The 23,387-nt window shown below is 64.9% G+C and carries 19 protein-coding genes and 1 pseudogene; 12 read left to right on the top strand and 8 right to left on the bottom strand.

Features of this window, described 5'->3' with window-relative positions:
- Positions 1-89 precede the first annotated feature (89 nt).
- The 6 genes from ACSC1S_RS15475 to ACSC1S_RS15450 all read right to left on the bottom strand — a co-directional run bounded on the left by ACSC1S_RS15475 (position 90) and on the right by ACSC1S_RS15450 (position 9,779).
- A complete protein-coding gene (locus ACSC1S_RS15475; RefSeq protein WP_435365085.1) occupies positions 90-2,435 on the bottom strand; it encodes a methyl-accepting chemotaxis protein in 2,346 nt (781 codons plus the stop codon).
- Between the two features lie 259 nt (positions 2,436-2,694).
- Entirely contained in the window at positions 2,695-5,133 is a 2,439-nt protein-coding gene (locus tag ACSC1S_RS15470) for a methyl-accepting chemotaxis protein (RefSeq protein ID WP_435365084.1), read from the bottom strand.
- 1 nt (position 5,134) lies between these two features.
- Positions 5,135-6,253 (bottom strand): BMP family lipoprotein, encoded by a 1,119-nt coding sequence (locus ACSC1S_RS15465; RefSeq protein WP_435365083.1) that lies wholly within the window; start codon positions 6,251-6,253, stop codon positions 5,135-5,137.
- Positions 6,254-6,588: 335 nt separating this feature from the next.
- The gene (locus tag ACSC1S_RS15460; protein WP_435365082.1) at positions 6,589-7,545 is read right to left on the bottom strand and encodes an electron transfer flavoprotein subunit alpha/FixB family protein; all 957 of its coding nucleotides are present in this window, start codon (positions 7,543-7,545) and stop codon (positions 6,589-6,591) included.
- Positions 7,542-8,342, bottom strand: a complete 801-nt coding sequence (locus tag ACSC1S_RS15455) for an electron transfer flavoprotein subunit beta/FixA family protein (RefSeq protein WP_435365081.1) — start codon at positions 8,340-8,342, stop codon at positions 7,542-7,544. The genes ACSC1S_RS15460 and ACSC1S_RS15455 overlap by 4 nt, the downstream gene beginning before the upstream one ends.
- A 93-nt stretch (positions 8,343-8,435) precedes the next feature.
- The gene (locus ACSC1S_RS15450) at positions 8,436-9,779 is read right to left on the bottom strand and encodes a helix-turn-helix transcriptional regulator (RefSeq protein ID WP_435365080.1); all 1,344 of its coding nucleotides are present in this window, start codon (positions 9,777-9,779) and stop codon (positions 8,436-8,438) included.
- A 152-nt stretch (positions 9,780-9,931) separates the two neighbouring features.
- On the opposite strand from ACSC1S_RS15450, the gene ACSC1S_RS15445 reads away from it, so the two are divergent.
- Together ACSC1S_RS15445 and ACSC1S_RS21830 are read left to right on the top strand one after the other, a co-directional pair.
- Positions 9,932-11,131, top strand: coding sequence for a DUF7096 domain-containing protein (locus ACSC1S_RS15445; protein ID WP_435365079.1), 1,200 nt, complete (start codon positions 9,932-9,934; stop codon positions 11,129-11,131).
- 39 nt (positions 11,132-11,170) lie between these two features.
- A pseudogene (locus ACSC1S_RS21830) lies at positions 11,171-11,290 on the top strand (type IV pilin domain-containing protein); the annotation flags it as partial.
- A 344-nt stretch (positions 11,291-11,634) separates the two neighbouring features.
- Here the strand turns inward: ACSC1S_RS21830 and ACSC1S_RS15435 are convergent.
- The gene (locus ACSC1S_RS15435) at positions 11,635-12,336 is read right to left on the bottom strand and encodes a methyltransferase domain-containing protein (RefSeq protein ID WP_435365078.1); all 702 of its coding nucleotides are present in this window, start codon (positions 12,334-12,336) and stop codon (positions 11,635-11,637) included.
- Positions 12,337-12,489: 153 nt separating this feature from the next.
- Between ACSC1S_RS15435 and ahaH the strand changes: the two genes are divergently transcribed.
- From ahaH to ACSC1S_RS15385, 10 genes are all read left to right on the top strand, one after another.
- Complete coding sequence (gene ahaH / locus ACSC1S_RS15430; protein WP_435365077.1) at positions 12,490-12,822, top strand: ATP synthase archaeal subunit H; 333 nt, start codon at positions 12,490-12,492, stop codon at positions 12,820-12,822.
- A complete protein-coding gene (locus ACSC1S_RS15425; RefSeq protein ID WP_435365076.1) occupies positions 12,809-15,022 on the top strand; it encodes a V-type ATP synthase subunit I in 2,214 nt (737 codons plus the stop codon). Before ahaH ends, ACSC1S_RS15425 begins: the two co-directional genes overlap by 14 nt.
- Before the next feature lie 228 nt (positions 15,023-15,250).
- Positions 15,251-15,520: a hypothetical protein gene (locus tag ACSC1S_RS15420; protein WP_435319722.1), complete on the top strand. Its 270-nt coding sequence runs from the start codon at positions 15,251-15,253 to the stop codon at positions 15,518-15,520.
- A 20-nt stretch (positions 15,521-15,540) separates the two neighbouring features.
- A complete protein-coding gene (locus tag ACSC1S_RS15415) occupies positions 15,541-16,125 on the top strand; it encodes a V-type ATP synthase subunit E (RefSeq protein ID WP_435365075.1) in 585 nt (194 codons plus the stop codon).
- Positions 16,122-17,183, top strand: a complete 1,062-nt coding sequence (locus tag ACSC1S_RS15410) for a V-type ATP synthase subunit C (RefSeq protein WP_435365074.1) — start codon at positions 16,122-16,124, stop codon at positions 17,181-17,183. Before ACSC1S_RS15415 ends, ACSC1S_RS15410 begins: the two co-directional genes overlap by 4 nt.
- Positions 17,180-17,503, top strand: a complete 324-nt coding sequence (locus tag ACSC1S_RS15405) for a V-type ATP synthase subunit F (protein ID WP_435319719.1) — start codon at positions 17,180-17,182, stop codon at positions 17,501-17,503. Before ACSC1S_RS15410 ends, ACSC1S_RS15405 begins: the two co-directional genes overlap by 4 nt.
- Positions 17,504-17,506: 3 nt before the next feature.
- Positions 17,507-19,270, top strand: coding sequence for an ATP synthase subunit A (locus ACSC1S_RS15400; protein WP_435365073.1), 1,764 nt, complete (start codon positions 17,507-17,509; stop codon positions 19,268-19,270).
- Between the two features lie 4 nt (positions 19,271-19,274).
- Positions 19,275-20,681: an ATP synthase subunit B gene (locus ACSC1S_RS15395; RefSeq protein WP_435365072.1), complete on the top strand. Its 1,407-nt coding sequence runs from the start codon at positions 19,275-19,277 to the stop codon at positions 20,679-20,681.
- Positions 20,682-20,828: 147 nt separating this feature from the next.
- Positions 20,829-21,521, top strand: a complete 693-nt coding sequence (locus ACSC1S_RS15390; RefSeq protein WP_435365071.1) for a V-type ATP synthase subunit D — start codon at positions 20,829-20,831, stop codon at positions 21,519-21,521.
- Positions 21,522-21,609: 88 nt separating this feature from the next.
- A complete protein-coding gene (locus tag ACSC1S_RS15385; protein ID WP_435365070.1) occupies positions 21,610-22,002 on the top strand; it encodes a DUF6276 family protein in 393 nt (130 codons plus the stop codon).
- Positions 22,003-22,038: 36 nt separating this feature from the next.
- Here ACSC1S_RS15385 and prf1 read toward each other — a convergent pair whose 3' ends face one another.
- A complete protein-coding gene (prf1, locus tag ACSC1S_RS15380; RefSeq protein ID WP_435365069.1) occupies positions 22,039-23,280 on the bottom strand; it encodes a peptide chain release factor aRF-1 in 1,242 nt (413 codons plus the stop codon).
- Between the last annotated feature and the right edge of the window lie 107 nt (positions 23,281-23,387).

Genomic DNA, 23,387 nt, shown 5'->3' with positions numbered 1-23,387 from the left:
TGTCCGCAATCGGGACCGCGCTCCCGCGTCTCCGTGTCGACCGCACGACGGTGTGGGGTCGAGTGGGGGAACTGGGACCGTGTTCCCGCTCAGTGGTCGCCGAATTCGAAGGTATCGTCCGACTGCTCGTCCTCCGAACCCTCTGGCGATTCTGCTGGCATCTCGCCGTGCTGGTCGTCAGCAGGCGTGGTCGCTCCGTCCTCGGTCGTCTCCTCGAACATCACCTCTTCCGCGTCGCCCCACGAGTCGGATTCGACGCGCTCCGTGTCGGTCTCGAAGCGGTCGAGGGCCTCGCTCAGGCGGGCGGACTGGTCCGCGAGGTCGCTCGCACTGCTAGACACCTCGGTGAGTGCCGTCGTCTGCTCTTCGGCCGCAGCAGCGACGTTCTCGGCCTCGGCGGTGGTCTCCTCTGAGATGGTCGCCGCCTCGTCGACCATCGCGACGACCTCCTGCGTGGAGGCCGCCTGCTGTTCGGATGCCGCGGAGATCTCCTGGACGCCGTCGTTGGTCTGCTGGGCGTACTCGGCGATCTCGTCCAGTGCCTCGACGGCCGCCTGCACGGAGCCCGCGTGCTCTGCGATGCGGTTCGAGGTGCGCTGGACCTCTTCGGCGGTGCGGTCGGTCTGGTCCTGGATGGTCTCCAGGCGCTTCTCGATGTCCTCCGCGGTGTCCTTGGTGTCCTGCGCCAGCTCCTTGACCTGCTGGGCGACGACCGCGAACCCGTCGCCAGCGCCACCGTCCCCACCGGCGGCCCCACGCGAGGCCTCGATGTTGGCGTTCAGCGCGAGCATGTTCGTCTCCTTCGCCAGTCCGGAGATGAACTCGATGAGTTCGTCGATCTGTTCCATCTCGGCCTCGAGGTCCTCGATGGCGTCGACCGCCTCGCCGGACTCCTCCTGGATCTCGCTCATGCCCTCGATGGCGTCCTCTGCCGCGTCACGACCGCTCCGGCCGGTCTGGGCGGTGCGCTCGGCGAGGTCGGCGACCTCGTTCGAGGAGGCCGCAATCTCCTCGGTCGTGGTCGACAGGGCGTCCATCTCGGTGTTGACCGACTGGAGGCTCTGGTTCTGCCGTTCGGCCCCGTCGGAAATCTCCTGGACCGACTCCGTGACCTGCTCGGACGCGGAGCGGACCTCCTCGGAACTCGCCGTGACCTCCTCGGACGCCGTCGCCACGTCGCTCGCGAACGTCTTGACGCGGTCGGTCGTCTCCTCCAGCTCTGCGACCATCCGGTTGAACTCGTTGGCGATGTCGGCCATCGCCTCGGACTCGGACTGGGCGTCCATGCGCTGGGTGAGGTCCCCGGCCGCACACGCCTGCATCACGTCGCGGTACTGGTCGGCCTTCCGTTCGAGGTGGCGGTTCATCTGCTCGGCTTCCGCCTGTGCCTGTTCGGCGTCGGTCCGTGCCTGCTGGACCGCGGCGATCTGGTCCTGCAGGGATTCGCGCATGTTGTCGATGGAGTTATACAGGGCACCGATCTCGTCGACCCGCGAACTCTGGATCTCGGTGTTGAGGTCTCCTGCCTCGATCTCACCGGCCTTGTTGGACAGGTTCGCGACCGATTTGACCGTGTTCCGGCCGATGGTCATCCCGATGAGGATGATACTCCCGAACGCCAGTCCGAGCATCGTGACCAGCTGCGTCAGGATGGTGTCCTGGAGCGCGAACGCCTGTGACTCCGGGACCCGTCGGATGACGGTCCAGTCCTCGGTCGTCAGCTGGCGGTAACTCAACGCCTTCTCGCCGTCGCTGGTGTCGAGGGTCTTGAAGCCCCTGGACCCGTCGATCTCGCTGGCTGGAACCGTGTCCGTCTGGAGGATATTCGACGCATCGGCCGACAGCATCACCGTCCCGGAGCCGTCGACGACGACGACCTCTCCGTAACTCACCTGCGGGAGTGCGGTCACCGAGAGCAACTGCATGTCGAGCACTGCGACGAACGACTTATCGGCCTGGTTCGGCACCGAACTCCGGACGACCATCACTTTCCGGTCCCCGAGTTGGAAGGGTTTGCTGGTAACGACCTGGCCCAGTTGTGCCGACTCCATCTCGTTCAGCTTCGTCTGGAACGCGTCGGTGAGGCTGTCTCCGTCCGCACCGGTTCCCCGTCCGACCTGCTGATCTATCGCCCCCGATGACGTGTCGACCAGATAGATGGAATCGACGTACTCGTCCGAGGCTGCACTTCGCATCAACGCCCGTCGTTCAGAGCTCGTATTGTCGTCCTGGGCGGCGTCGGACGTACTCAGGCGCTCGACCTCTGTTCTGGTCTCGCGGAGTGTCTGATCGATGAACTGTGCCTGGATCTTCGCACTGGCGTTCAGCTCTCTCCCCGTGTCTTCTTCGAGCACTGTCCCAGTCTGCAAGTAGATGTAGCCGCCAACCCCACCGATGATGACGAGCACACTGAACAGCGCGAGTGCGAACTTCAACGCGTAACTTCGCCGGATCGGCCCCGGCACAAGACGTCCCAACACACCTGACATTACATGCAGGTATCCTCGGAAACGTATGTATCTTTCCGCCGTTCACGTTACTTTTCGAAGGGTAACGGGGTGATTCTATCTCTGCCTTTCCGCAGCCACAGCTGTGGCAGCGCACGTATATGTCTGCGAAATGTTTAGTCGAGAATGAGTTAACTATCTGAACGGACGGGGCGACGGTCGCCCAGGTCGGCGGCTGTGCTCGCTGTCAGTCCTCCCTGCCCTGCTCCGGATAGTTCGCGAACTCGAACGCGCTCTTTGCGTCGTCTTCGTCTGCGCCGCCCGCGTCTGCGGTGTCGGCCGACGCGTCGTCGACCGCGTCCCCCGAGACCGACAGCTGGTCGGCCAGGAGCGGGCCCTCTCCACTGGTGCCGTCCGACTCCGTCTCGAACCGGTCGAGGGCACGGCTCAGCTGGGACGCCTGCTGGGCGAGGCTGGATGCACTCTTCGTGACCTCTGACAGCGAGGAGGTCTGCTCCTCGGCGGCGGCGGCCACGTTCTCGGCCTCGGCGGTGGTCTCCTCGGAGATGGTCGCCGCCTCGTCGACCATCGCGACGACCTCCTCGGTCGAGGCCGCCTGTTCCTCGGACGCTGCCGATATCTCCTGGACACCGTCGTTGGTCCGCTGGGCGTACGTCGCGATCTGTTCGAGTGCGTCCGCCGCGTTCTCGACGGCGATACGGTTCTCCGAGACGCGCGTCGAGGTCTTCTGGACCTCCTCGGCGGTGCGGTCGGTCTTCTCCTGGATGCCCTCGAGACGCGCCTCGATGTCCTCGGCCGCGTCCTTGGTCTCCGCGGCGAGCTCTTTGACCTGCTGGGCGACGACCGCGAACCCGTCGCCGCCATCGCCGTTCGCGCCCTCGGCCGAGCCACGCGAGGCCTCGATGTTGGCGTTCAGCGCGAGCATGTTCGTCTCCTTCGCCAGGTCCGTGATGAACTCGATGAGTTCGTCGATCTGTGCCATCTCGGCCTCGAGGTCCTCGATGGCTTCGACGGCCTCGGCGGACTCGTCTTCGATTTCTCCCATGCTGGCGATGGCCTCCTGTGCGGCCTCGCGCCCTGCACTGCCGGTCTCGGCCGTGCGCTGGGCGAGGTCTGCGACCTCGTTCGAGGAGGCGGCGATCTCCTCGGTGGTGGTCGAAAGCGAGTCCATCTCGGCGGACACGGACTGGAACTGCTGGTTCTGGCGCTCGGCCCCGTCCGAGATCTCCTGGACCGACCCGGACACCTGCTGGCTCGCGCTCTGGACCTCTTCGGCACTCGCCGTGACCTCCTCGGACGCGCTCGCGACCGAGGTCGCGAACACGCGCAACTGGGCGACGGTCTCGTCTATCTGCCCGATCATCTCGTTGAACTCGTTGGCGATGTCGGTCATCGCCTCGTTCTGCGACTGGGCGTCCATGCGCTGGGTCAGGTCGCCGTCGGCACAGCGCCGCATCACCTGCGAGTACTCGTCTGCCTTCCGTTCGAGGTGCGTGTTCAGGCGCTCGGCCTCGGTCCGGGCGGCTTCGGCCTCGCTGCGGGCGGCTTCGGCCTCCTGTATCTGGTCGCGAAGCGAGTCACGCATCTCCGCGAACCCGCCGTACAGGCGGCCGATCTCGTCGACCCGGCGCGTCTCCAGGTTCACGTTCAGGTTCCCGTCTTCCATCTGGCTGGCGCGGTCGCGCAGCTTCGCCAGCGGGGTGACGGTCTGGCGACCGAGCACCACGCCGACGAAGCCGAGCGCGAGCAGCCCGCTCGCGATGATGAGCAGGACGTTCTGGCCGACCGTGTCACGCACGGCGAACGCCTCGTTCGTCTCGACGCTGGTGATCGCGACCCACTGGGTCCCGTCGACGGCGGCGTACGCGTGGACCTGGCTGCCCGCGGTCTCGAACGCGGTGTCCCCCGAGGACCGCGCTGCCGAGAGCCCGTCACCGTGGACGCTCTGGTCGACCGAACCGCCCGGCGTCAACACGGTCCCGCCGTTCTCGTTGATGATGCGGGTCTGTCCCTCGGTCTCGGAGTCCTTGATGGTGTCCAGGTGGGTCTGGATACGCGTCACCACGACGACGTAGCGGTCGTCAGAGTTCGGGACTGCGCTCGCGAACGCGACCACGTCCCCCTGGGTGTATGGCGTCAGCGGTGATTCGTAGGAACTGTCGGACACCCACACCTCGTCCGCCTTCTCGGCGGACTTCCCCGAGACGTTCGCGTTCGCCCACGGCACGCCGAGTTCCTCGAGCTTGAACCCGGAGATGGGGTCCGTACTGGCCATCACGCGGCCGGTCGAGCTGTTGACCAGGTGCATGCCGAGGATGTCACCGGAGAGCCGGGACTCCCTGGTCTGGAGGTACCGTTCCGCCGTTCCGTAGGACGAGCCTTGCTCCTCGCCCCGGAGTTCCTCTCCGGCAGAGACGGTCCGCGTCTGGATGCGCATGCTCTCGGTCCACTCCGAGAGCGAGGACGCCCGGAGCGAACTCGTCTCCTCGAGCTGTGCCTGCGTGTTCGTCTCGACCGTGTCCTTCGTCTGGACGTAGCCGACGGCACCGACCGAGCCGATGACGAGGACGACGAGCAGGAAGGACACGGCGAACTTCAGCGAGTAGCGCCGGCGGATGAACCCCGGCGTGAGTCGCGCACCGATGGAGGGAGAGTCGTCCGCCATCTCAGACCGCCTCCGGCGTCGTGGGGACGTCGATCTCCCCGTTGACGATCTTGAACCGGGTGTCGTCCACCTGGAGTTTCGCCAGCTCGGGTATCTCTGGCCCGACCACGTTCCCGTACGCCACCTCGAGACCGTTCCGGTCCAGCCCGAGTGACTGGACCGACCCGCCGTCGAACTCGCCTTTCTCGATGGTGTCGATGGCGTTGAACACCGCCGTGTCGACCCGCTTGACCATACTCGCGAGGATGACGTTCGCGTACCGCGGGTCGGTCTCGGACTGGTCCGAGTCGACGCCGATGGCGAACCGGCCGTTCTCCTGGGCGGCCTGGAACACCCCGACGCCGGTCCCGCCGGCGGCGTGGTAGACGATGTCCGCGCCCTCGTCGTACATCGACTGGGCCGCCTGCCGGCCGGCTTCGACGTCACTGAAGCTGCCGACGTACTCGCGCAGGACCTCGACGTCCTCGTCAGCGTACTTCGCCCCGGCCATGAACCCGGCCTCGAACTTCTTGATGAGGTCGGACTCGATGCCGCCGACGAAACCGACGGTCTTCCGGTCGACGCGGGTCTGGCCGGCCCCCGCCGAGAACCCCTGCGACGTCAGCGACCCGGCGAGTACGCCGACCTGGAACGAGCCCTCGTGCTCCTTGAACACGTAGTTCGCCACGTTGTCCCGGTCGACGACCGCGTCGACCAGCATGAACTTCTGGTCGGAATACTGCTTCGCGGTCTTCGTCAACGCCTCCTGTTGCAGGAAGCCGATGCAGACGGTGAGGTCGAACTGCGGGTTCGTCGATTTCGCGTACTCCGTCTGCAGCTCCTGGATCTGGTCGACGCTCTCCGGCACCGCGTTCTTGTACTCGATGCCGTGCCGGACGCGAGCGAGCTTGACCCCACGGTTGGCCATGTCGTTGAACGAGTCGTCGTCCAGCCCACTGGTCGCGTACAACATCCCGATGAACGTCTCGCTCTGGTCGAACTGTCGTGTCGCCGTCTCTGTGCCACCATCACCGTCTCCCGTTCCCATCCCGGGTACGACGGATGTGCACCCGGCGAGTGCCGACGTGATACCACCACAGGCACCAGTCAGCACCCCTCGCCGCGTGATACTCCTATCCATATCTCGGCAGGTATCTCCTCGAATACTTATATCTTCTTGCCGAGGTACAATGGAGGTTGTATGACTCTGTTCCTCATAGTTGTCTTGCGGTTTCGAGTGTGTGGGTCGGTGGCTATCCACGCACGACCTGCTTAATCATAAAAAGAATGCCAATTTAGTTTCCCGAAATCTGACGGTCTGTTCACGGGGTATCCCGTCAGCCTCCCAACGGGACCTGATTGGGCGCGTTCACTCGTGTTCCGAACGGAATCGTACGGCCGGTGTAAAACATACCCGGTGTTTGTATAATGCCGAAAACCCGGGGCTACTCGGGCAAAAAAACGGGAGCGGGCCGCTCAGGAGAACTGTTCGATGAGCGCCGGCACGACGTCGAACAGGTCGTCGACGATACCGTAGTCGGCGATGTCGTAGATCGGCGCGTTCGGGTCGGTGTTGATGGCGACGATGGTGTCGGCACCCTTCATGCCGGCGACGTGCTGGACCGCCCCGGAGATGCCGATGGCGATGTACACGTCGGGCGTGACGACCTTCCCGGACTGACCGACCTGCCGGTTCTTCGGGAGCCAGCCAGCGTCGACGATCGGGCGCGACGACGACAGCGTCGCGTCGAGCGCGTCGGCGAGGTCACGAACGAGGTCGAGGTTCTCCTCCTCCTCGATACCGCGGCCGACGCTGACGAGCACGTCCGCCTCGCTGATGTCCACGTCGCCGGCACCGACCTCTTCGAAGCCGGTGACGGTCGAGCGGATCAGATCCTCGTCGAGATCCACGTCGAAGGACTCGACGGCGGCGTCGCCCGTCTCCTCCGTCATCGGCCACTCGGCGCTCCGGATGGAGACTGCGACGTGCTCTGCGGGCACGTCGGTCGCCGTCTCGACCTTCCCACCGTACATCTCGCGCGTGGCGGTCAGGGTGTCGTCGCCGAGTTCCATCCCGATCACGTCGCTGACGTAGGGCAGATCGAGGCGGTTCGCGACCGCGGGCGCGTAGTCCAGCCCGTTCACCGAGTTCGGCATGAGCAGGACCTGCGGGGCGATGGCGTCGTAGAGCTGCGTGACGGCCTGGGCGTACACGTCGTGGTTGAACTCCTCACCGTCGGCGACGGTGTGGATGGTGTCGACGCCCTCGACCTTGAGCTGCTCGGCGAAGTCGTTGAGGTCGCCCGAGATGATGGCGACGTGCAGGTCGCCACCCGTCGCGTCGGCGAGTTCGCGGCCGGCCGTGACGAGCTCGAAACTCACGTCGCGGAGTTCACCGCGGCGGTGCTCGGCGACTGCGAGGATGTCGCTCATTGCGCACCCACCCCCTTCTCCCGCAGAAGGTCAGCAAGTTGTGCGGCTTCTTCCTCCGGGCCGCCCTCGAAGTACGTGGCGTCCCCTTCGGATTCGGGTTCGTACATGTCGGTGAGTTCGAGGTCGTTGGCGACGGCGTCGGCGTCGAGACCGATGTCGTCGAGCGTCTTCGGGGCGATCTCCTTGCGCTGGGCCATCCGGATACCGCGCAGGCTCGCGTAGCGCGGCTCGTTGATACCGGTCTGGATGGTGAGTACGGCGGGGAGCTCCACGTCGGTGAGCTCCTCGACGCCACCCTCCAGTTCGCGGTGGACCTTCGCGATGCTCTCGGCGTCGAGCGCGTCGTGGTCGAGGTCGTTCACGACCGCGGCCCACTCGTAGTCGATTTCGTCGGCGAGGGAGACGCCCGTTGCGCCGAACCCGTCGTCGTCGGCCTGGACACCGCTGAGGACGAGGTCCGGCTCCTCCTCGGCGACGACCGCCGAGAGGATGCGTGTCTTCGCACCCACGTCGAGCAGGTCCGTGCCCTCGATGGCGTCGTCCCACACGCGAATCGCGCGGTCCGCACCCTTCGCCAGGGCCATGCGGATTGTCTCCTCGGACCGCTCGGGTCCGATGGTCACGGCGACGACTTCGTCGGCGATGCCGTTCTCCTGCAGCTGAACGGCTTCTTCGACCGCGTAGTCGTCCCACTCGTTGAGGTCGTATTCGAGGTACCTCTCGTCGATTGACGTCCCATCGATCTGGAATTCGTCCTCGACGGCGGCCACCTCCTTGACGGTGACGAGAACCTTCATCAACGGCTGATTATGCCGGCACCTACGTAAATGGTTACGAAACGCGGGACCCTGTGAAAATCGTTTGTCAGACTCTCCCGGGCGCGTCGGCCGTCAGGCGTCGTCGTCGAAGTCTCCGATGCTCTCGCCCGGGAGCGTGATGAGGTTCTCCCGGCCGATCCGGAGTTTCTCGATCTCGTCGTCGTCGTCCATCCCCGATAGCAGCTGGGAGACCTTCGCGTTCGACCAGCCGGTCTCCTTGACGATGTTCGCCTGCTTCATCCGGCCGTTGTTCTGTCTGAGCAGGCGGAGGACGCGCTCTTCGTCCGACAGGAGCTCTACGTCGATGGGGTCGAGTTCCTCCTCCTCTTGGTCCGCGTCGGCCGCGGAGTCTTCTGCCTCGGTTTCGTCGTCCGTCGCTTCGTCCGCGGCCGCCGCGCCTGCGCTCGCGGCTGCCATCGCATCCGTCGCGGCACCGGTGTCTGTGGTCTCCGACTGGCGCGGACCGTCGGTCGTCGAGCTGTCCGCCGCCACCGTGTCGTGCCCGCCGTTCGGCGTGGCAGTTGGTGCGGACTGCTCCCGTTCGGTCTGCCACCGCGCGAACAGGTAACTCCCGGCGGCGACCAGGACGACGAGGAGCCCGAACCCGATGAGTTCGAGCGGGAGACCGCCCTCCTCACCCAGGCCGCCCGGCGTCGTGCCGGGTGTCGTCGGGGTCTGCGAGGGCTCGCGCGGGACGTACGTCGCCTCGATGTATCCCGGCTCGAACGTCTGCGGGCCGTCCCAGATGAGGGAACTGTTCTGCGGGCCCTTGTCGGCCGGCGAGTTGATGATGGCGAAGTTCTGCGGCTCGTTGATGACGAACCGCTGCCCATCGTACAGCGTCGGCAGCCACGTCTCGTTCTCGGTGCCGAACGCGTCCCCGACGCGGACCTCGCCGTCCCCCTGGACCTCGGCGAAGTTCGTCCACGTGAAGGTGTAGGTGAGGACGCCGATTCTGGTCGCCGTCTCGTCACTCCCCGTCGTGGTGGTGGTCGTCGTGCCGGTCTGTGCCGGCTCGCGCACGACCGGTTCCTGCCACGACGTGTCCCGGATCTCCATGTCGCGTCCCGTCCACGTCGATGCCTGGTCAGCGAACTGCTGGAACAGCTCGGCTGAGAACGTCAACTGCTCTTGTCCCTTCGCCACGGCGCGACCGTACTGCCTGAAGGCGGTCGTCTCGTTCTCGCCGGTCAGGCGATAGCGATAGGAGACGGACCACTGCGCGTCGCCCGACTCGGTCACGTTCACCTCGATAACCGTCCCGGGGTCTGCAGGTTCGAACGAGTCCTGCGCGACCGCGAGGTCGGGTGACGCGGCCGGTGTGCCCGCGTGAGCACCGCTCGGCACGCCGGTGCTGACCCCGGTGAAGAGGGCGAGCACGAGGAGGGCGGCTGTGACGACAGAGAGGGACCGCATACAGGTGCGTCCATGCCGCGGGGAAAAAACGCTTTCCATCGAGATAAAACATCAGCAGCCGTTATGAAATGTCTCGCCGGCTCTCGAGGGTTCTCGTGCTCGTTCGAGAGACGTCGACCGGTTTTTGTACCGTCGCGCAGTACGGGCGACCAATGAGACGTTTCACGTGCGTCGCCCTGCTGGCCCTCCTCGTCCTGTCGCCCATCGGGACGGCCGCCAGCGCACCCGCGGTCCCCGCAGACACTGCCGCCGAGCGGCCAACGCCGTCGGCGGACGTGACGAGTCGCACGTCCATCTCGAACGACACGACGCGACGACTCGAACTCGACACGGTCTCCAGACAGGGCTACGGTACGCCCGGTCTCGACCTCGGTGCCGCCGTGGTGATGAACCGTGAGACCGTCGACAACAGCTACCGGCTCGAACTCCTCTCGGTGCGCCTCGGTGCCGCGTCCTCCGACGAGGCACGGCAGGCACTCGTGGAGACGGCCATCGAGGACGTAGAGTCGCGGGTCGACACGCTGCAACAGCAGGAACGGCAGGCGATCGAAGCGTACGGGGCCGGTGACATCTCCGAGCGAGAGCTGTTGAAGCGACTCGCACTCGTCGGCTACCGGGCCGAACAGACCAAGGACACGATAGCGCGGCTCGAACGCTCGACCGGCGCATCCCTCGGGTACCTCACCAGACAGGCCAACGAGTACAGCACACCGACCCGGTCGGCCCTGTTCCGGACGTTGAACAACGAACGTGACGGGTCGCTGCAGGCCCAGGTCCAGGGCTCACAGTCCGGTGTCGTCATCCAGTTGCTCGCACAGACTGGCCCGGACCTGGAGTACTACCGTGAGGCGGTCAGACTCGACCACTGGGACACCGACACGGCGAACGGGTTCGACAACCGAACGGAGTTCCTGGAGTACACCGAGGGCCGATACCCGTACGTGCGCGAGAGCTCCGGCGTGAACATCTGGGAGTTCAGGCGCGGCAGCTGGTTCTACGAGAGTCCCCTTGACCAGGGCTCCATCCGTATCTACGTCGATGGCTCGCAGCGGAAGGTGTACCGCGAGTACCAGCAGTTGACCGTCTCCGCGCTCCCCGTCAGCAACAGCGTCAACGCGACCGACTACGGCGTCGAGGTCGTCATCAACGAGACGGCCAACGGCGGGCCAGCACGCATCCAGGTCCAGAACGTCCTCAGCGGCGACGCCATCGCTGCGCCGGTGATGGTCGATGGCACGGTCGTCGGGCAGACGAACGAGGACGGCGTCCACTGGTTCACCCAGCCGAGCGGTGCCTACGAGGTCACGGTCGACCTGCCACAGGGCCCGATCAACGTCACCGTCTCGTCCTGACGCCGAGTCTTTTTATCCGAAGCCGCGGCCAGACCCCGCGTGCTCTCTCCCCGTGCAGTCACCCCCGTCGTCGGTACCGCGCTCTTGCTCGCGGTGACGCTCGTCCTCGCGAGCGTCGTCGTGGTCGGCGTCTACGAGACCCCACCGACAGAGGCCCCGCGTGCGAGCTTCGCGGCCACCGCGGACGCCGACACCGGGCGTATCACCGTGACACACACCGGTGGTGAGACGGTCGACGTGGAAACCCTGCGGGTGGTGGTCGAGGTCGATGGGACACGGCTCGCACACCAGCCACCGGTGCCGTTCTTCTCCGCGCGTGGGTTCGCGCCGGGCCCGACCGGGCCGTTCAACACCGCGGCCGATTCGACGTGGACCGCGGGCGAGACCGCGAGCGTCAGAATCGCGGGGACGAACCGGCCGACGCTCTCACCGGACTCGCGAGTCGTGGTGACGTTCTACAGCGAGGAACTCGTGGTCGGTCGGGTCGAGACGGTCGCCCGTTCTCAGGCTTCGGCTTCCGGGCCGGCGTCGTCTTCGATGGTCTCGCCCTCCTCGGCCGTCGCGTCCGCTGCATCGTCTGCGCCCGGTGCACGCGCGACGGTCGTGATGGCGATGTCGGGGTCGTAGTTCGGCCCCATCAGTCGGTGCTGGATGTCCTCGAACCCGGCGGCCGTGAACATCTCGTCGGCCTCTTCCTCGTCGTAGAACAGCATGATGGCGTCGGCGACCTTCTGCATGACCGTCGTCTTCGGGTAGTTCGGGCCGACGACGAGCACCTGCCCGCCGGGCTTGACGACGCGACGGAACTCACGCAGTGCGCGGACCGGGTTCGGCCAGTACTCGATGGAGCCAGACGACCAGATGACGTCGAAGCTGTTCGTCGCGAACGGCAGCCGTTCCGCGTCGCCCTTGTGGAAGTGGACGGGGCCGTGCTTGCCGAACTTGGCGTAGGCCTTTGCCAGCTGGTCCGGGCTCTGGTCGAGCGCCCAGACCTCGTCGATGTTCTCGTGTGCGAGGAGTCCTTCGGTCGCGAACCCGGTGCCACAGCCGACGTCGAGCACCCGGTCGTCGGGGTCGATGTCGAGCATCCCGATGGCCTCGGTGCGCATCTCCTCGTTCCAGATGAACGGGTTGATGGTATCGTACACCTTCGAGAGATACTTGTAGAACAGGCGTGCACGAGCCTTGTTTTCGAGGATTCCCATTGGCCGGGGTTTAGCAACGTCCCGCCATAGTTCTGTCGCGATTGAATCGTGAGTGAACGTTCGTGATCGACCGGCGCACTCAGGTGAAACCCCGGTCCAGCACCTTTCGCAACTACCTTATAGCCGCTATGTAAACTCACGCGTGTTCAAGCCATGCCGAGGCCAGAGGTTCTCGAACGAATTCAGACGGCCGAGACGGAGGCCGACGACATCGTCGCCGAGGCAGAAGCCGACCGCGACGAGCGCATCGCCGAGGCCCGGGACCGTGCCGAAGAAATCCGCCAGGAGGCGGAGGACGACGCACGTGAGCTCGAGTCGAACCGCCTTGAGGAAGCTCGCACCGAGATAGCCAAGGAACGCGAGCAGATCCTCGAGGAGGGAGAGGCGGAGCGCGAGGAACTCCGTACCCGCGCCGAGGGACGCACGAGCGAGGTCGTCGACTACGTCCTCGAAACATTCACGGAGGAGGTACATGCTCAGACCTGAGCAAATGAGCAAGGTGTCCGTGACGGGCTCGAAGTCCGTCATGGACGACGTCATCGAGACGGTACACGATCTCCGCCTGGTTCACCTGAGCGACTACGACGGCTCCTGGGACGGGTTCTCCAACGGGAACCCCGTCGAGGGTGCCGAGGACGCCTCAGAGAAACTCGTCACCGTTCGCTCCATCAAGAGCATCCTGGGTGTCGAGGCCGAACACGCCGGCCCGAGCCGCATCGTCACGGACGACGCGCTCGAGGAGGAGCTCGAAGAGGTTCGCCAGGAGGCGAACCGTCTCGATGACCGCCGGAACGAGCTCGAGGCGGAAGTGCGTGAACTCGACGAGGAAGTGAGTTCGCTCGCACCGTACGCCGAGCTCGGAATCCCGCTGCACCTGCTCTCGGGCTACGATTCGCTGCAGGTCGCAGTCGGTGAAGGCGACGTCGAGGCCGTGACAGCCGAGCTCAACGGGGCGAAGGCGATCCGGTCGTTCGACGTCGAGACCGGTGGCGGCGACCTCATCGCCGTCTTCGCGTACCCCGAGTCGAACGCGAGCGACAGCCTGCTCGACGACCTGCTCGTCCGCGCGAACTTCACCCGTCAGGAGATTCCCGACGGGGAGGGCGACCCGACCGAGTACATCGACGAACTGCGCCACCGTCGGCAGCAGCTCGAATCGAAGCTCTCGACGGTCGAGGACGAGCTCGAGGACCTGCGCCTCGACGCCGCCGGCTTCCTGCTGGCCGCCGAGGAGCGCCTGTCCATCGACGTCCAGAAGTCCGAAGCGCCGCTGCAGTTCGCGACGACGGAGAACGCCTTCGTCGCCGAAGGGTGGCTCCCGACCGACGAGGTCGACACGCTCACGCGCGAGGTCGAAGCCGAAGTCGGCGACCACGCCGAAGTCCAGGAGATCGAGCGTGCGGACTACCACGAGGGCCACGCGGTCAGCTCCTCGGAGGTCTCTGGTGAGACCCACGGGACCTCCAGCGGAAAGGAGGCAGCTGCCGACGGTGGCGTCGTCACCATGGGTGACGCACCGCCGACCGTCCAGCAGAACAACAAGGCCGCAGAACCCTTCGAGTTCCTCATCGAGATGGTCAACCGACCGAAGTACACGGAACTCGACCCGACCATCGTCCTGCTCATGACGTTCCCGCTGTTCTACGGGTTCATGCTGGGCGACTTCGGCTACGGACTCATCTACACCGCGGTCGGCTTCCTGCTCTACACGCGCACCGACAGCGACGTGCTGAAGGCACTCGGTGGCATCGGCCTGTGGGCCGGTGGGTTCACCATGCTGTTCGGTATCCTGTACGGCGAGATATTCGGCCTACACGTGCTGGGTGAGGTCCTCTTCGGTGGCAGTCCGCCGATGCACAAGGGGCTCCAGCCCGCGTACCTGCAGTACGGCCAGACCTGGCTCGTCGTGAGCATGCTACTCGGCCTGCTCCACCTGACGGTGGGGTACGTCTTTGGCTTCATCAACGACCTCGACCACGGTCCCGTCACGGCGTTCATCGAGAACGGCTCGTGGGCGACCATGATGTTCGGGGTCTGGATGTGGATCTTCAGCACGCAGGCTGAGGGTCTGAAGCCCGACTTCCTGTTCCAGTCGTTCGGCGGCTCGAACGCCGTCTACGACCTCGGATTCACCGGGTTCTCGCCGACCATCGGCACCCTCGGTCTGGTGCTGTTCGTCGGTGGGCTCGTCGCGATGATCTACGGTGAGGTCCAGCACATGGGCGGCTTCGGTATCCTCGTCGGTGCGCTGGAGTCCGTCAACGTGCTCGTCAACGTCCTGTCCTACCTGCGTATCGGGGCAGTCATCCTGGCGAAGGCAGGGATGGCGTTCGTCGTCAACCTGCTCTTCTTCGGGGTGTACGTCGTCGAGGGCGACCACGGTGCCGAGTGGCACTTCGGGACGACCCACGACCCCAAGCACATGCTCGAGGTCGGGACGTACCACGGCCACGAGGTCACCGAGGTCATGTTCGGCGGCCTGATGCACGGCGGTATCGGGATGGCGCTCGCTGGCGTCCTCATCCTCATCGTCGGCCACCTCGTCGTCCTGCTGCTCGGTGTTACGAGCGCAGGACTGCAGGGAGTGCGTCTCGAGTACGTCGAGTTCTTCGACAAGTTCTACGAGGGTGGCGGTCGCGTGTTCAACCCGTTCGGGTACGAGCGCACCTACACCACCGAGGACTGAGCTCGGCCCTTTCGTTTCTCTCGCTGTTTGGCGGTTGATTCCTCACAGTTGTTCAGATTCGTCTCTCCTGGCTGTCAGGAAACTCGGCGTCAATCGAAAGTATAAACCCCTTGGACACCGCCATTTAGCTGTTATACCGGCAGAAACGGCGGTTTCTTTTGGGAAGTTTTATGAAGCCAGTGCGGTGATTAGCGATTGTCCGGTTACAACCACGAGGTATACGTAAACATGTTCGAAGCTCTCGCCGACGTCGGAATGACCGCACTGAACAACGTAACAGACATCGCCCTCGATCAGCACTCCGCGATTCCTGCTGACTCCGGTGCAGCCCTCGGTATCGGGCTGGCTGCCATCGGTGCAGGGTACGCAGAACGCGGCATCGGTGCCGCCGCAGTCGGCGCACTCGCCGAAGACTCCATCTCTACCGGTATCGGGATCGTTCTGACGGTCCTGCCCGAGACGCTGGTGATCTTCGCGCTGGTCGCGCTCTTCGTCTAAACCGCCCCCACTTTCTTACAATGAGTTTGGAAACAGTCGTTGAGGACATACGAGACGAAGCCCGCGCGCGTGCGGAGGAAATCCGCGAGGACGCAGAGGCGGAGGCCGAGGAGATCATCTCGGAAGCCGAAGCCGACGCCGAGGAGACGCTCGAAGAGGCAGAGCGCGCGGCCGAACGAAAGGTAGCACAGGAGCGCGAGCAGCAGCTTTCGAGCGCCAAACTCGAGGCCAAGCAGATGCGCCTCGAAGCGCGTCGCGACGTGCTGGAACAGGTCCGCGAGGACGTCGAGTCCGATATCGTCGCCCTGGACGGTGACGACCGCGAGGAACTCACCCGTGCGCTGCTCGACGCAGCCGCGGAGGAGTTCGACACCGTCGACAGCGCCGCCGTCTACGGCCGCGCCAGCGACGAAGACCTGCTCGAGACGATTCTCGCCGACTACGACGGCTACGAGTACGCCGGCGAGTACGACTGCCTCGGCGGCGTCGTCGTCGAGAGCGAGGAGAGTCGTCTCCGGGTCAACAACACGTTCGACTCGGTGCTCGAAGACGTCTGGGAGGACAACCTGCGAGAAATCAGCTCCCAGCTGTTCGACGAGCAATGAGCAAGAGCGACCGCGGTTCGAATCCAGAATACGTCAACGCCCGCGTCAGGGCACGTCGAGCGAAGCTGTTCGGTGACGAGGACTATCGGAAGCTCGTACGCATGGGGCCGGGCGAGATCGCCCGCTACATGGAGGAGACCGAGTACGAGGCCGAGATGAACGCGCTCGGTTCCCGTCACAGCGGGGTCGACCTCATCGAGTACGCGCTCAATCGAAACCTCGCGAAGAACTTCGAAGACGTGCTCGGATGGGCGGACGGCCGCATCTACAACCAGATCGCGGCGTACCTGCGCAAGTTCGACGCGTGGAACGTCAAGACGATCCTGCGCGGCCTGTACGCCGACTCGTCGGCCGAGGAGGTCGAACCCGACCTCATTAGCGCCGGTGAGTTCGACGAGCGCTTCCTGCAGCGACTCCTCGAGGCCCAGTCCATCGAGGATGCCGTGGAGCTACTGGAAGGCACGCTCTTCGGGCCCGACCTCGAGGTCGCGTTCGAGGAGTACCAGGAGACCAACGTGCTCGTCCCGCTCGAGAACGCCGTCGACCGTGCGTTCTACGAGCACCTGCTGGACGAGGTCGGCTCGACCGACGCTGTGGACAGCCCCGGTGCGCTGTACCTCGAGTTCCTGCAGGCGGAGATCGACTTCCGTAACGTCCGGAACGCGCTGCGTCTCGCACGCAGTGGCGCGGACATCGACCCCTCGGAGTACTTCATCGAGGGTGGGCGGTTGTTCGACGCCGCAGAACTCACGCAGCTGGTCAGCAACACCGACGAGCTCGTCGCACGCATCCGCGACAGCACGTACGGGAACGACCTCTCGGCCGCACTCTCCGAACTCGAGGACGCGGAGAGCCTCATCGGCTTCGAGCACGCGCTCGATGCGGCCCTGCAGGAGTACGCGGACCACCTTTCGCACGTGTTCCCGCTCTCCATCTGTCCGGTGCTCGCGTACCTCATCGCGAAGGAACGCGAGATCGACAACATCCGCGCCATCGCGCGCGGCAAGGAAGCGGGACTGACCGAAGAGGAGATCGAAGCGGAGCTGGTCACCATATGAGCCAGGAGATAGCTGTCATCGGCAGTCCGGACTTCACCACCGGCTTCCGGCTGGCCGGCGTCCGAGCGTTCGAGAACGTCCCCGAGGACGAGAAGGACGCGGAACTCGACGACGCCGTCCGGCGGGTCGCCGAGGACGACGGCGTCGGTATCGTCGTCATCCACGCCGACGACCTCGACTACCTCTCGCGCGAGCCGCGCAAGATAGTCGAGACGAGCGTGGAACCGGTGTTCGTCACGCTGGGTGGCGATTCGGAAAGCAGCGGGCTGCGCGACCAGATCAAACGAGCCATCGGCATCGACCTGATGGATGAAGACTAAATCATGAGTCAAGCAACAGAATCCGACACCGTCCGCGAGGACGGCGTCATCGAGAGCGTGAGCGGTCCCGTCGTGACCGCTGCGGACCTCGACGCCCGGATGAACGACGTCGTCTACGTCGGCGACGAAGGTCTGATGGGCGAGGTCATCGAGATAGAAGGGAACCTGACCACGATTCAGGTGTACGAGGAGACCTCCGGTGTCGCCCCCGGTGAACCCGTCGAGAACACGGGCGAGCCGCTGTCGGTCGACCTCGGGCCCGGCATGCTGGACGCCATCTACGACGGTGTCCAGCGCCCGCTCGACGAACTGGAGGAGAAGATGCAGTCTGCGTTCCTCGACCGCGGTGTCGACGCACCAGGTATCGACCTGGAGAAGACCTGGGAGTTCACTCCCGAGGTCGAGGCGGGCGACGAGGTCGAACCCGGCGACATCGTCGGGACCGTCCCGGAGACCGAGAGCATCACGCACAAGGTGATGGTGCCGCCCGACTACGAGGGTGGCGAGGTCTCGTCCGTCGAGTCCGGCAACTTCACCGTCCAGGAGACGGTCGTCGAACTCGCGAACGGCGAGGAAGTCTCCATGTACCAGGAGTGGCCGGTCCGCCGTGCGCGACCGTCCAAGGAGAAGAAGACCCCGCGCGAGCCGCTCGTCTCCGGTCAGCGTATCCTCGACGGTCTGTTCCCCATCGCGAAGGGTGGGACGGCCGCGATTCCGGGACCGTTCGGGTCCGGGAAGACGGTCACCCAGCACCAGCTCGCGAAGTGGGCCGACGCGGACATCGTCGTCTACGTCGGCTGTGGCGAGCGTGGCAACGAGATGACCGAGGTCATCGAGGACTTCCCGGAGCTGGAGGACCCGATGACGGGCAAGCCGCTCATGTCCCGGACGTGCCTCATCGCGAACACGTCCAACATGCCGGTCGCCGCGCGTGAATCCTGTGTGTACACGGGTATCACCATCGCGGAGTACTTCCGCGACATGGGGTACGACGTGGCACTCATGGCCGACTCCACCTCGCGGTGGGCAGAGGCCATGCGCGAGATCTCCTCGCGTCTCGAGGAGATGCCCGGTGAGGAGGGCTACCCCGCCTACCTCGCCGCGCGTCTCTCCGAGTTCTACGAGCGCGCCGGCAAGTTCGAGAACATCAACGGGACGGAGGGCTCCGTGTCCGCGATCGGTGCAGTCTCGCCCCCGGGCGGTGACTTCTCCGAGCCGGTCACGCAGAACACCCTGCGTATCGTGAAGACGTTCTGGGCGCTGGACGCGGACCTCGCCGAGCGTCGTCACTTCCCGGCAATCAACTGGAACGAGTCGTACTCGCTGTACAAGGACCAGCTCGACCCCTGGTACCGAGAGAACGTCCGCGAGGACTTCCCGGAGAAGCGCCAGTGGGCCGTCGACGTCCTCGACGAGGAGGCCGAACTGCAGGAGATCGTCCAGCTCGTCGGCAAGGACGCGCTTCCGGACGACCAGCAGCTGACCCTCGAGGTCGCTCGCTACCTCCGCGAGGCGTGGCTCCAGCAGAACGCGTTCCACGACGTGGACACGTACTGCGAGCCCGACAAGATCTACATGATGCTCGACGCGATCAAGACGTTCAACGACGAGGCGTTCGCCGCCCTCGACGCTGGCGTCCCCGTCGACGAGATCCAGAACACCGACGCCGCCCCGCGGCTCAACCGCATCGGCGTGCAAGAAGACTACGAGGAGTACGTCGAAGAGATCGAGAACGATCTCGCGGACGAACTCCGGGAGATGTACTAAGACCATGAAGGAGTACCAGACGATTACAGAGATCAGCGGTCCGCTGGTGTTCGCCGAGGTCGACGAGGCCATCGGGTACGACGAGATCGTCGAGATCGAGACCCCGAACGGCGACATCAAGCGTGGCCAGGTGCTCGAATCCTCGCAAGGCCTGGTGGCAATCCAGGTCTTCGAGGGCACCGAAGGTATCGACCGCAAGTCCTCGGTTCGCTTCCTTGGCGAGACGATGAAGATGCCCGTCACCGAGGACCTCCTCGGGCGGGTGCTGGACGGGTCCGGTCGCCCCATCGACGGCGGCCCGGACGTCGTCCCGGACGAACGCCGCGACATCGTCGGGGCGGCTATCAACCCGTACTCGCGTGAGTACCCCGAGGAGTTCATCCAGACTGGCGTCTCCGCCATCGACGGCATGAACACCCTCGTTCGCGGCCAGAAGCTGCCGATCTTCTCGGCATCCGGTCTGCCGCACAACGACCTCGCACTCCAGGTCGCCCGTCAGGCGACCGTCCCGGAGGAGGACGAGGGCGACGACGACGAAGGCACCGAGTTCGCAGTCATCTTCGGCGCGATGGGTATCACCGCCGAAGAGGCGAACGAGTTCATGGACGACTTCGAGCGCACGGGTGCACTCGAGCGCTCCGTCGTCTTCATGAACCTCGCGGACGACCCCGCAGTCGAGCGGACGGTCACCCCGCGTCTCGCCCTGACCACGGCAGAGTACCTCGCGTTCGACAAGGGCTATCACGTGCTGGTCATCCTCACGGACATGACCAACTACTGTGAGGCACTGCGCGAGATCGGTGCGGCCCGCGAAGAGGTTCCGGGTCGCCGTGGCTACCCCGGGTACATGTACACCGACCTGGCCCAGCTCTACGAGCGCGCAGGGCGCATCGAGGGCCGCGAGGGCTCGGTCACGCAGCTGCCCATCCTCACGATGCCGGGTGACGACGACACGCACCCGATTCCGGACCTGACCGGATACATCACCGAGGGGCAGATCATGATGGACCGCGACCTGAACTCCCAGGGTGTGAAGCCGCCGGTCAACGTGCTGCCGTCGCTGTCGCGCCTGATGGACGACGGTATCGGTGAGGGCCTCACCCGTGGGGACCACGCCGACGTGAAGGACCAGCTCTTCGCCGCGTACGCGGAGGGTGAGGACCTGCGCGACCTCGTGAACATCGTCGGCCGCGAGGCGCTGTCCGAACTCGACAACAAGTACCTCGACTTCGCCGACCGCTTCGAGGAGGAGTTCGTCCAGCAGGGCTACGACACGGACCGCACCATCGCCGAGACGCTCGACATCGGCTGGACCCTGCTCTCGACGCTCCCGAAGGAGGAGCTCAACCGTATCGACGAGGACCTCATCGAGGAGTACTACGTCGAAGAAGAGCAGGCAGTCGAAGCCTGAACAGGTATCTTTCTCTCTCTTTCCGCGCCGTGAGCGACAGCGCCCGGCAGTCAGCCCCCTCGAGTGGCAACGCTCGCCGCCTCGCACGCGCTCGCGCGTGAAGTCAATCGTAAAGGGTTAACAGGCTGGGTGTGCAAGCCCCTCGTAATGGCCAACGACGTCAAGCCCACTCGCAAGAACTTGATGGCGATCGAGGATCGCATCGAGCTGTCCGAGCGGGGTCACGACACGCTGGAACAGAAGCGCGACGGCCTCATCATGGAGTTCATGGACATCCTCGACCAGGCACGGGACGTCCGTGAGAACTTAGAGGAGAACTACGACGAGGCACAGAAGAAGATCAACATGGCACGCGCCATGGAGGGTGACGTCGCGGTCCGCGGGGCGGCGGCCGCGCTGAAGGAGCACCCGGAGATCACGACGGAGTCCCGCAACATCATGGGCGTCGTCGTTCCCGAGATCGAGTCCTCGAAGGTCCGGAAGTCCCTCGACGAGCGTGGCTACGGTGTGCTGGGCACCTCCGCGCGCATCGACGAGGCCGCGGAAGCCTACGAGGAACTGCTGGAGACCATCATCCTCGCCGCCGAGGTCGAGACGGCGATGAAGAAGATGCTCACCGAGATCGAGACGACCAAGCGTCGTGTCAACGCACTCGAGTTCAAGCTCCTGCCCGAACTCAAGGAGAACCAGGAGTACATCGAGCAGAAGCTCGAAGAGCAAGAGCGCGAGGAGATCTTCCGCATGAAGAAGATCAAGGACAAGAAGGAGAAAGAGGAGAAGGAAGCTCGGAAGGAGGAGGCCGAGGAAGCAGAAGCCGACGTCGTTGCGGCCGCAGACTGAATCTCTCTCATCCGTCTTCGTTTCGTCTCTCGCCGTGTTGCGCGTAGCGCCGCCTAGACTTTAGGCAATCGGGCGTTTCCTTCCTCGTATGCAGTGTTCCGAGTGTCGGTCGGAGAGCGTCCCGTTTCAGGTGCCCGACGCGGTCGCGTCGTACGCACCGGGTGGCAGCGAGGCGGTAGCCATCTGCACGTCGTGTCTCCATCTCCAGCCCGTCGAGAGTGCGCCCGCAAGCGCCGACTTCTCACAGGTGAGTGATGCGTTTCCCGCGGACGAGGCGGCCGCGGTCGAGATGGCACTCATCGTTGGGTTGCTCTCCTCGCTCGCGCTGAACCGCGGGAAGATAGAGGAGTTGCTCGAACGGGTCGAAGGACAGGGCGTGGACCCGATGCTCGTGCTCGAAGAACTCGAAGCAGACACACACCTGCAGCCGTCGGTGGCCATCGGGCGGCGACGGCAGCAGCTGGAGCAGTTGCTGGAGTAGGCGGAAACAGGAGGAGTGGGCGCGCTACCGGTCGAGTTAGACGCCGGTGGAGTAGCGCAGGATACCGGCGATACCACCGAAGGCGTTGAGCAGCTGTTCGCCCTTCTCGAAGTCGGTGGAGATGAACTTCGTGTCGGTGCCGCGCTGGTCGGCGATGTTCATGAGGAACTCGATGACGTCCTCGCGTTTTTCGGCCTCGACCTCGGTGCCGTCCTCGCACTGGTGGGTCGGCGTGTTCTTGCGGTGGTCGATGACCTCGTACTCCTCGGTACCGCCGCAGTCGTAGACGGCGACGTCGTCGCGGAGGTCCTCGGAGATGAGGAGGGTCTCGACAGACCCCATGACGAGGTTCTGGCGGGTGGGCTCGAACCCGTAGGTCGCCTTGTTCCCGTTGTGGAGCTGTTTGAAGAACGTCTCCATCAGCTCCTTGTCCTCCATGATCTCGGCGTCGGCCAGCACCTCCTGCCCGGCGTCGACGAGGTCCTTGAGTCCGGACTCGTCGGTGTAGGCCACGTCGAACTTGCCGAGTACGATGTCCTGGACCTCGTGGTGGAGGTACTCGCCGTCCATGAACTCGTCCTTGGTCGGGGAGGGACCGCCGACGAGGACGCCGTCCATCTCGTGACGTTCGGGGACGAACAGTTCGTTCGCCATCTCCGCGACCTCCTGGTAGAAGTTGTCGATGGCTTCGAGGCGGAGGCGGGCGAAACGCTGGGCGGACTGGCCACCTTTGCGCTGCTTGCCCGGGACGAGCGAACTCGCGGACTTGACGGGCACGACACGCTTGCCCTTCAACCAGCCGACGTTGGCCTCGCGTCGGTCGAGGACGATGAGGCCGTACAGGCCCTGGTCCGCCAGCATGTGCTCCAGCGGCTCGGTGAGGAACGCCGAGTCACAGTGGTAGCGGAACGACTCGACGGGCTGTGGCGGGCCCTCGAGCACCTTGGTGACCATGTCGGTCTGGCCGCCACCGGCGTCGATCGCACCCGAGAACAGCACCATCCCGTTATCCGGCGGGTTCTTGTAGTACCGGAGCCGGTCCTTGATGCTCGTCAGGGCGTCCTGGACGTTGGTCCGGGTCTGCTTGGACTTGATGTTGGCTGCCTCGCTGTGCTCCTGGGTGACGTGGGCGACCACGTCGCTGATCTGCTTGTCCTCGGGAACGTAGATACTGACCAGTTGGGTTCCTGATCCTTCGTAGTCCTGGAGCTCCTCGATGACCTTCTGGAACTCGTACTTCTTTCGGTCGGACTGCGCCTCGCCCTCCTGCTCACTCATTGGCGATTCTAGGCCGGGCGGGCGGTAAGTAACTGTTCCTTGCGGCTCGCGTGCCCACACGTCCCACGGTAGCGGCCCGGAGACGGCGGTCGAGGGTTCATATACGA

This window comes from Haloarchaeobius pelagicus (assembly GCF_051207375.1).
GTDB lineage: Archaea > Halobacteriota > Halobacteria > Halobacteriales > Natrialbaceae > Haloarchaeobius.
The sequence above is the reverse complement of the archived record's forward strand: the minus strand, read 5'-3'. Positions and strand labels throughout refer to the sequence as shown.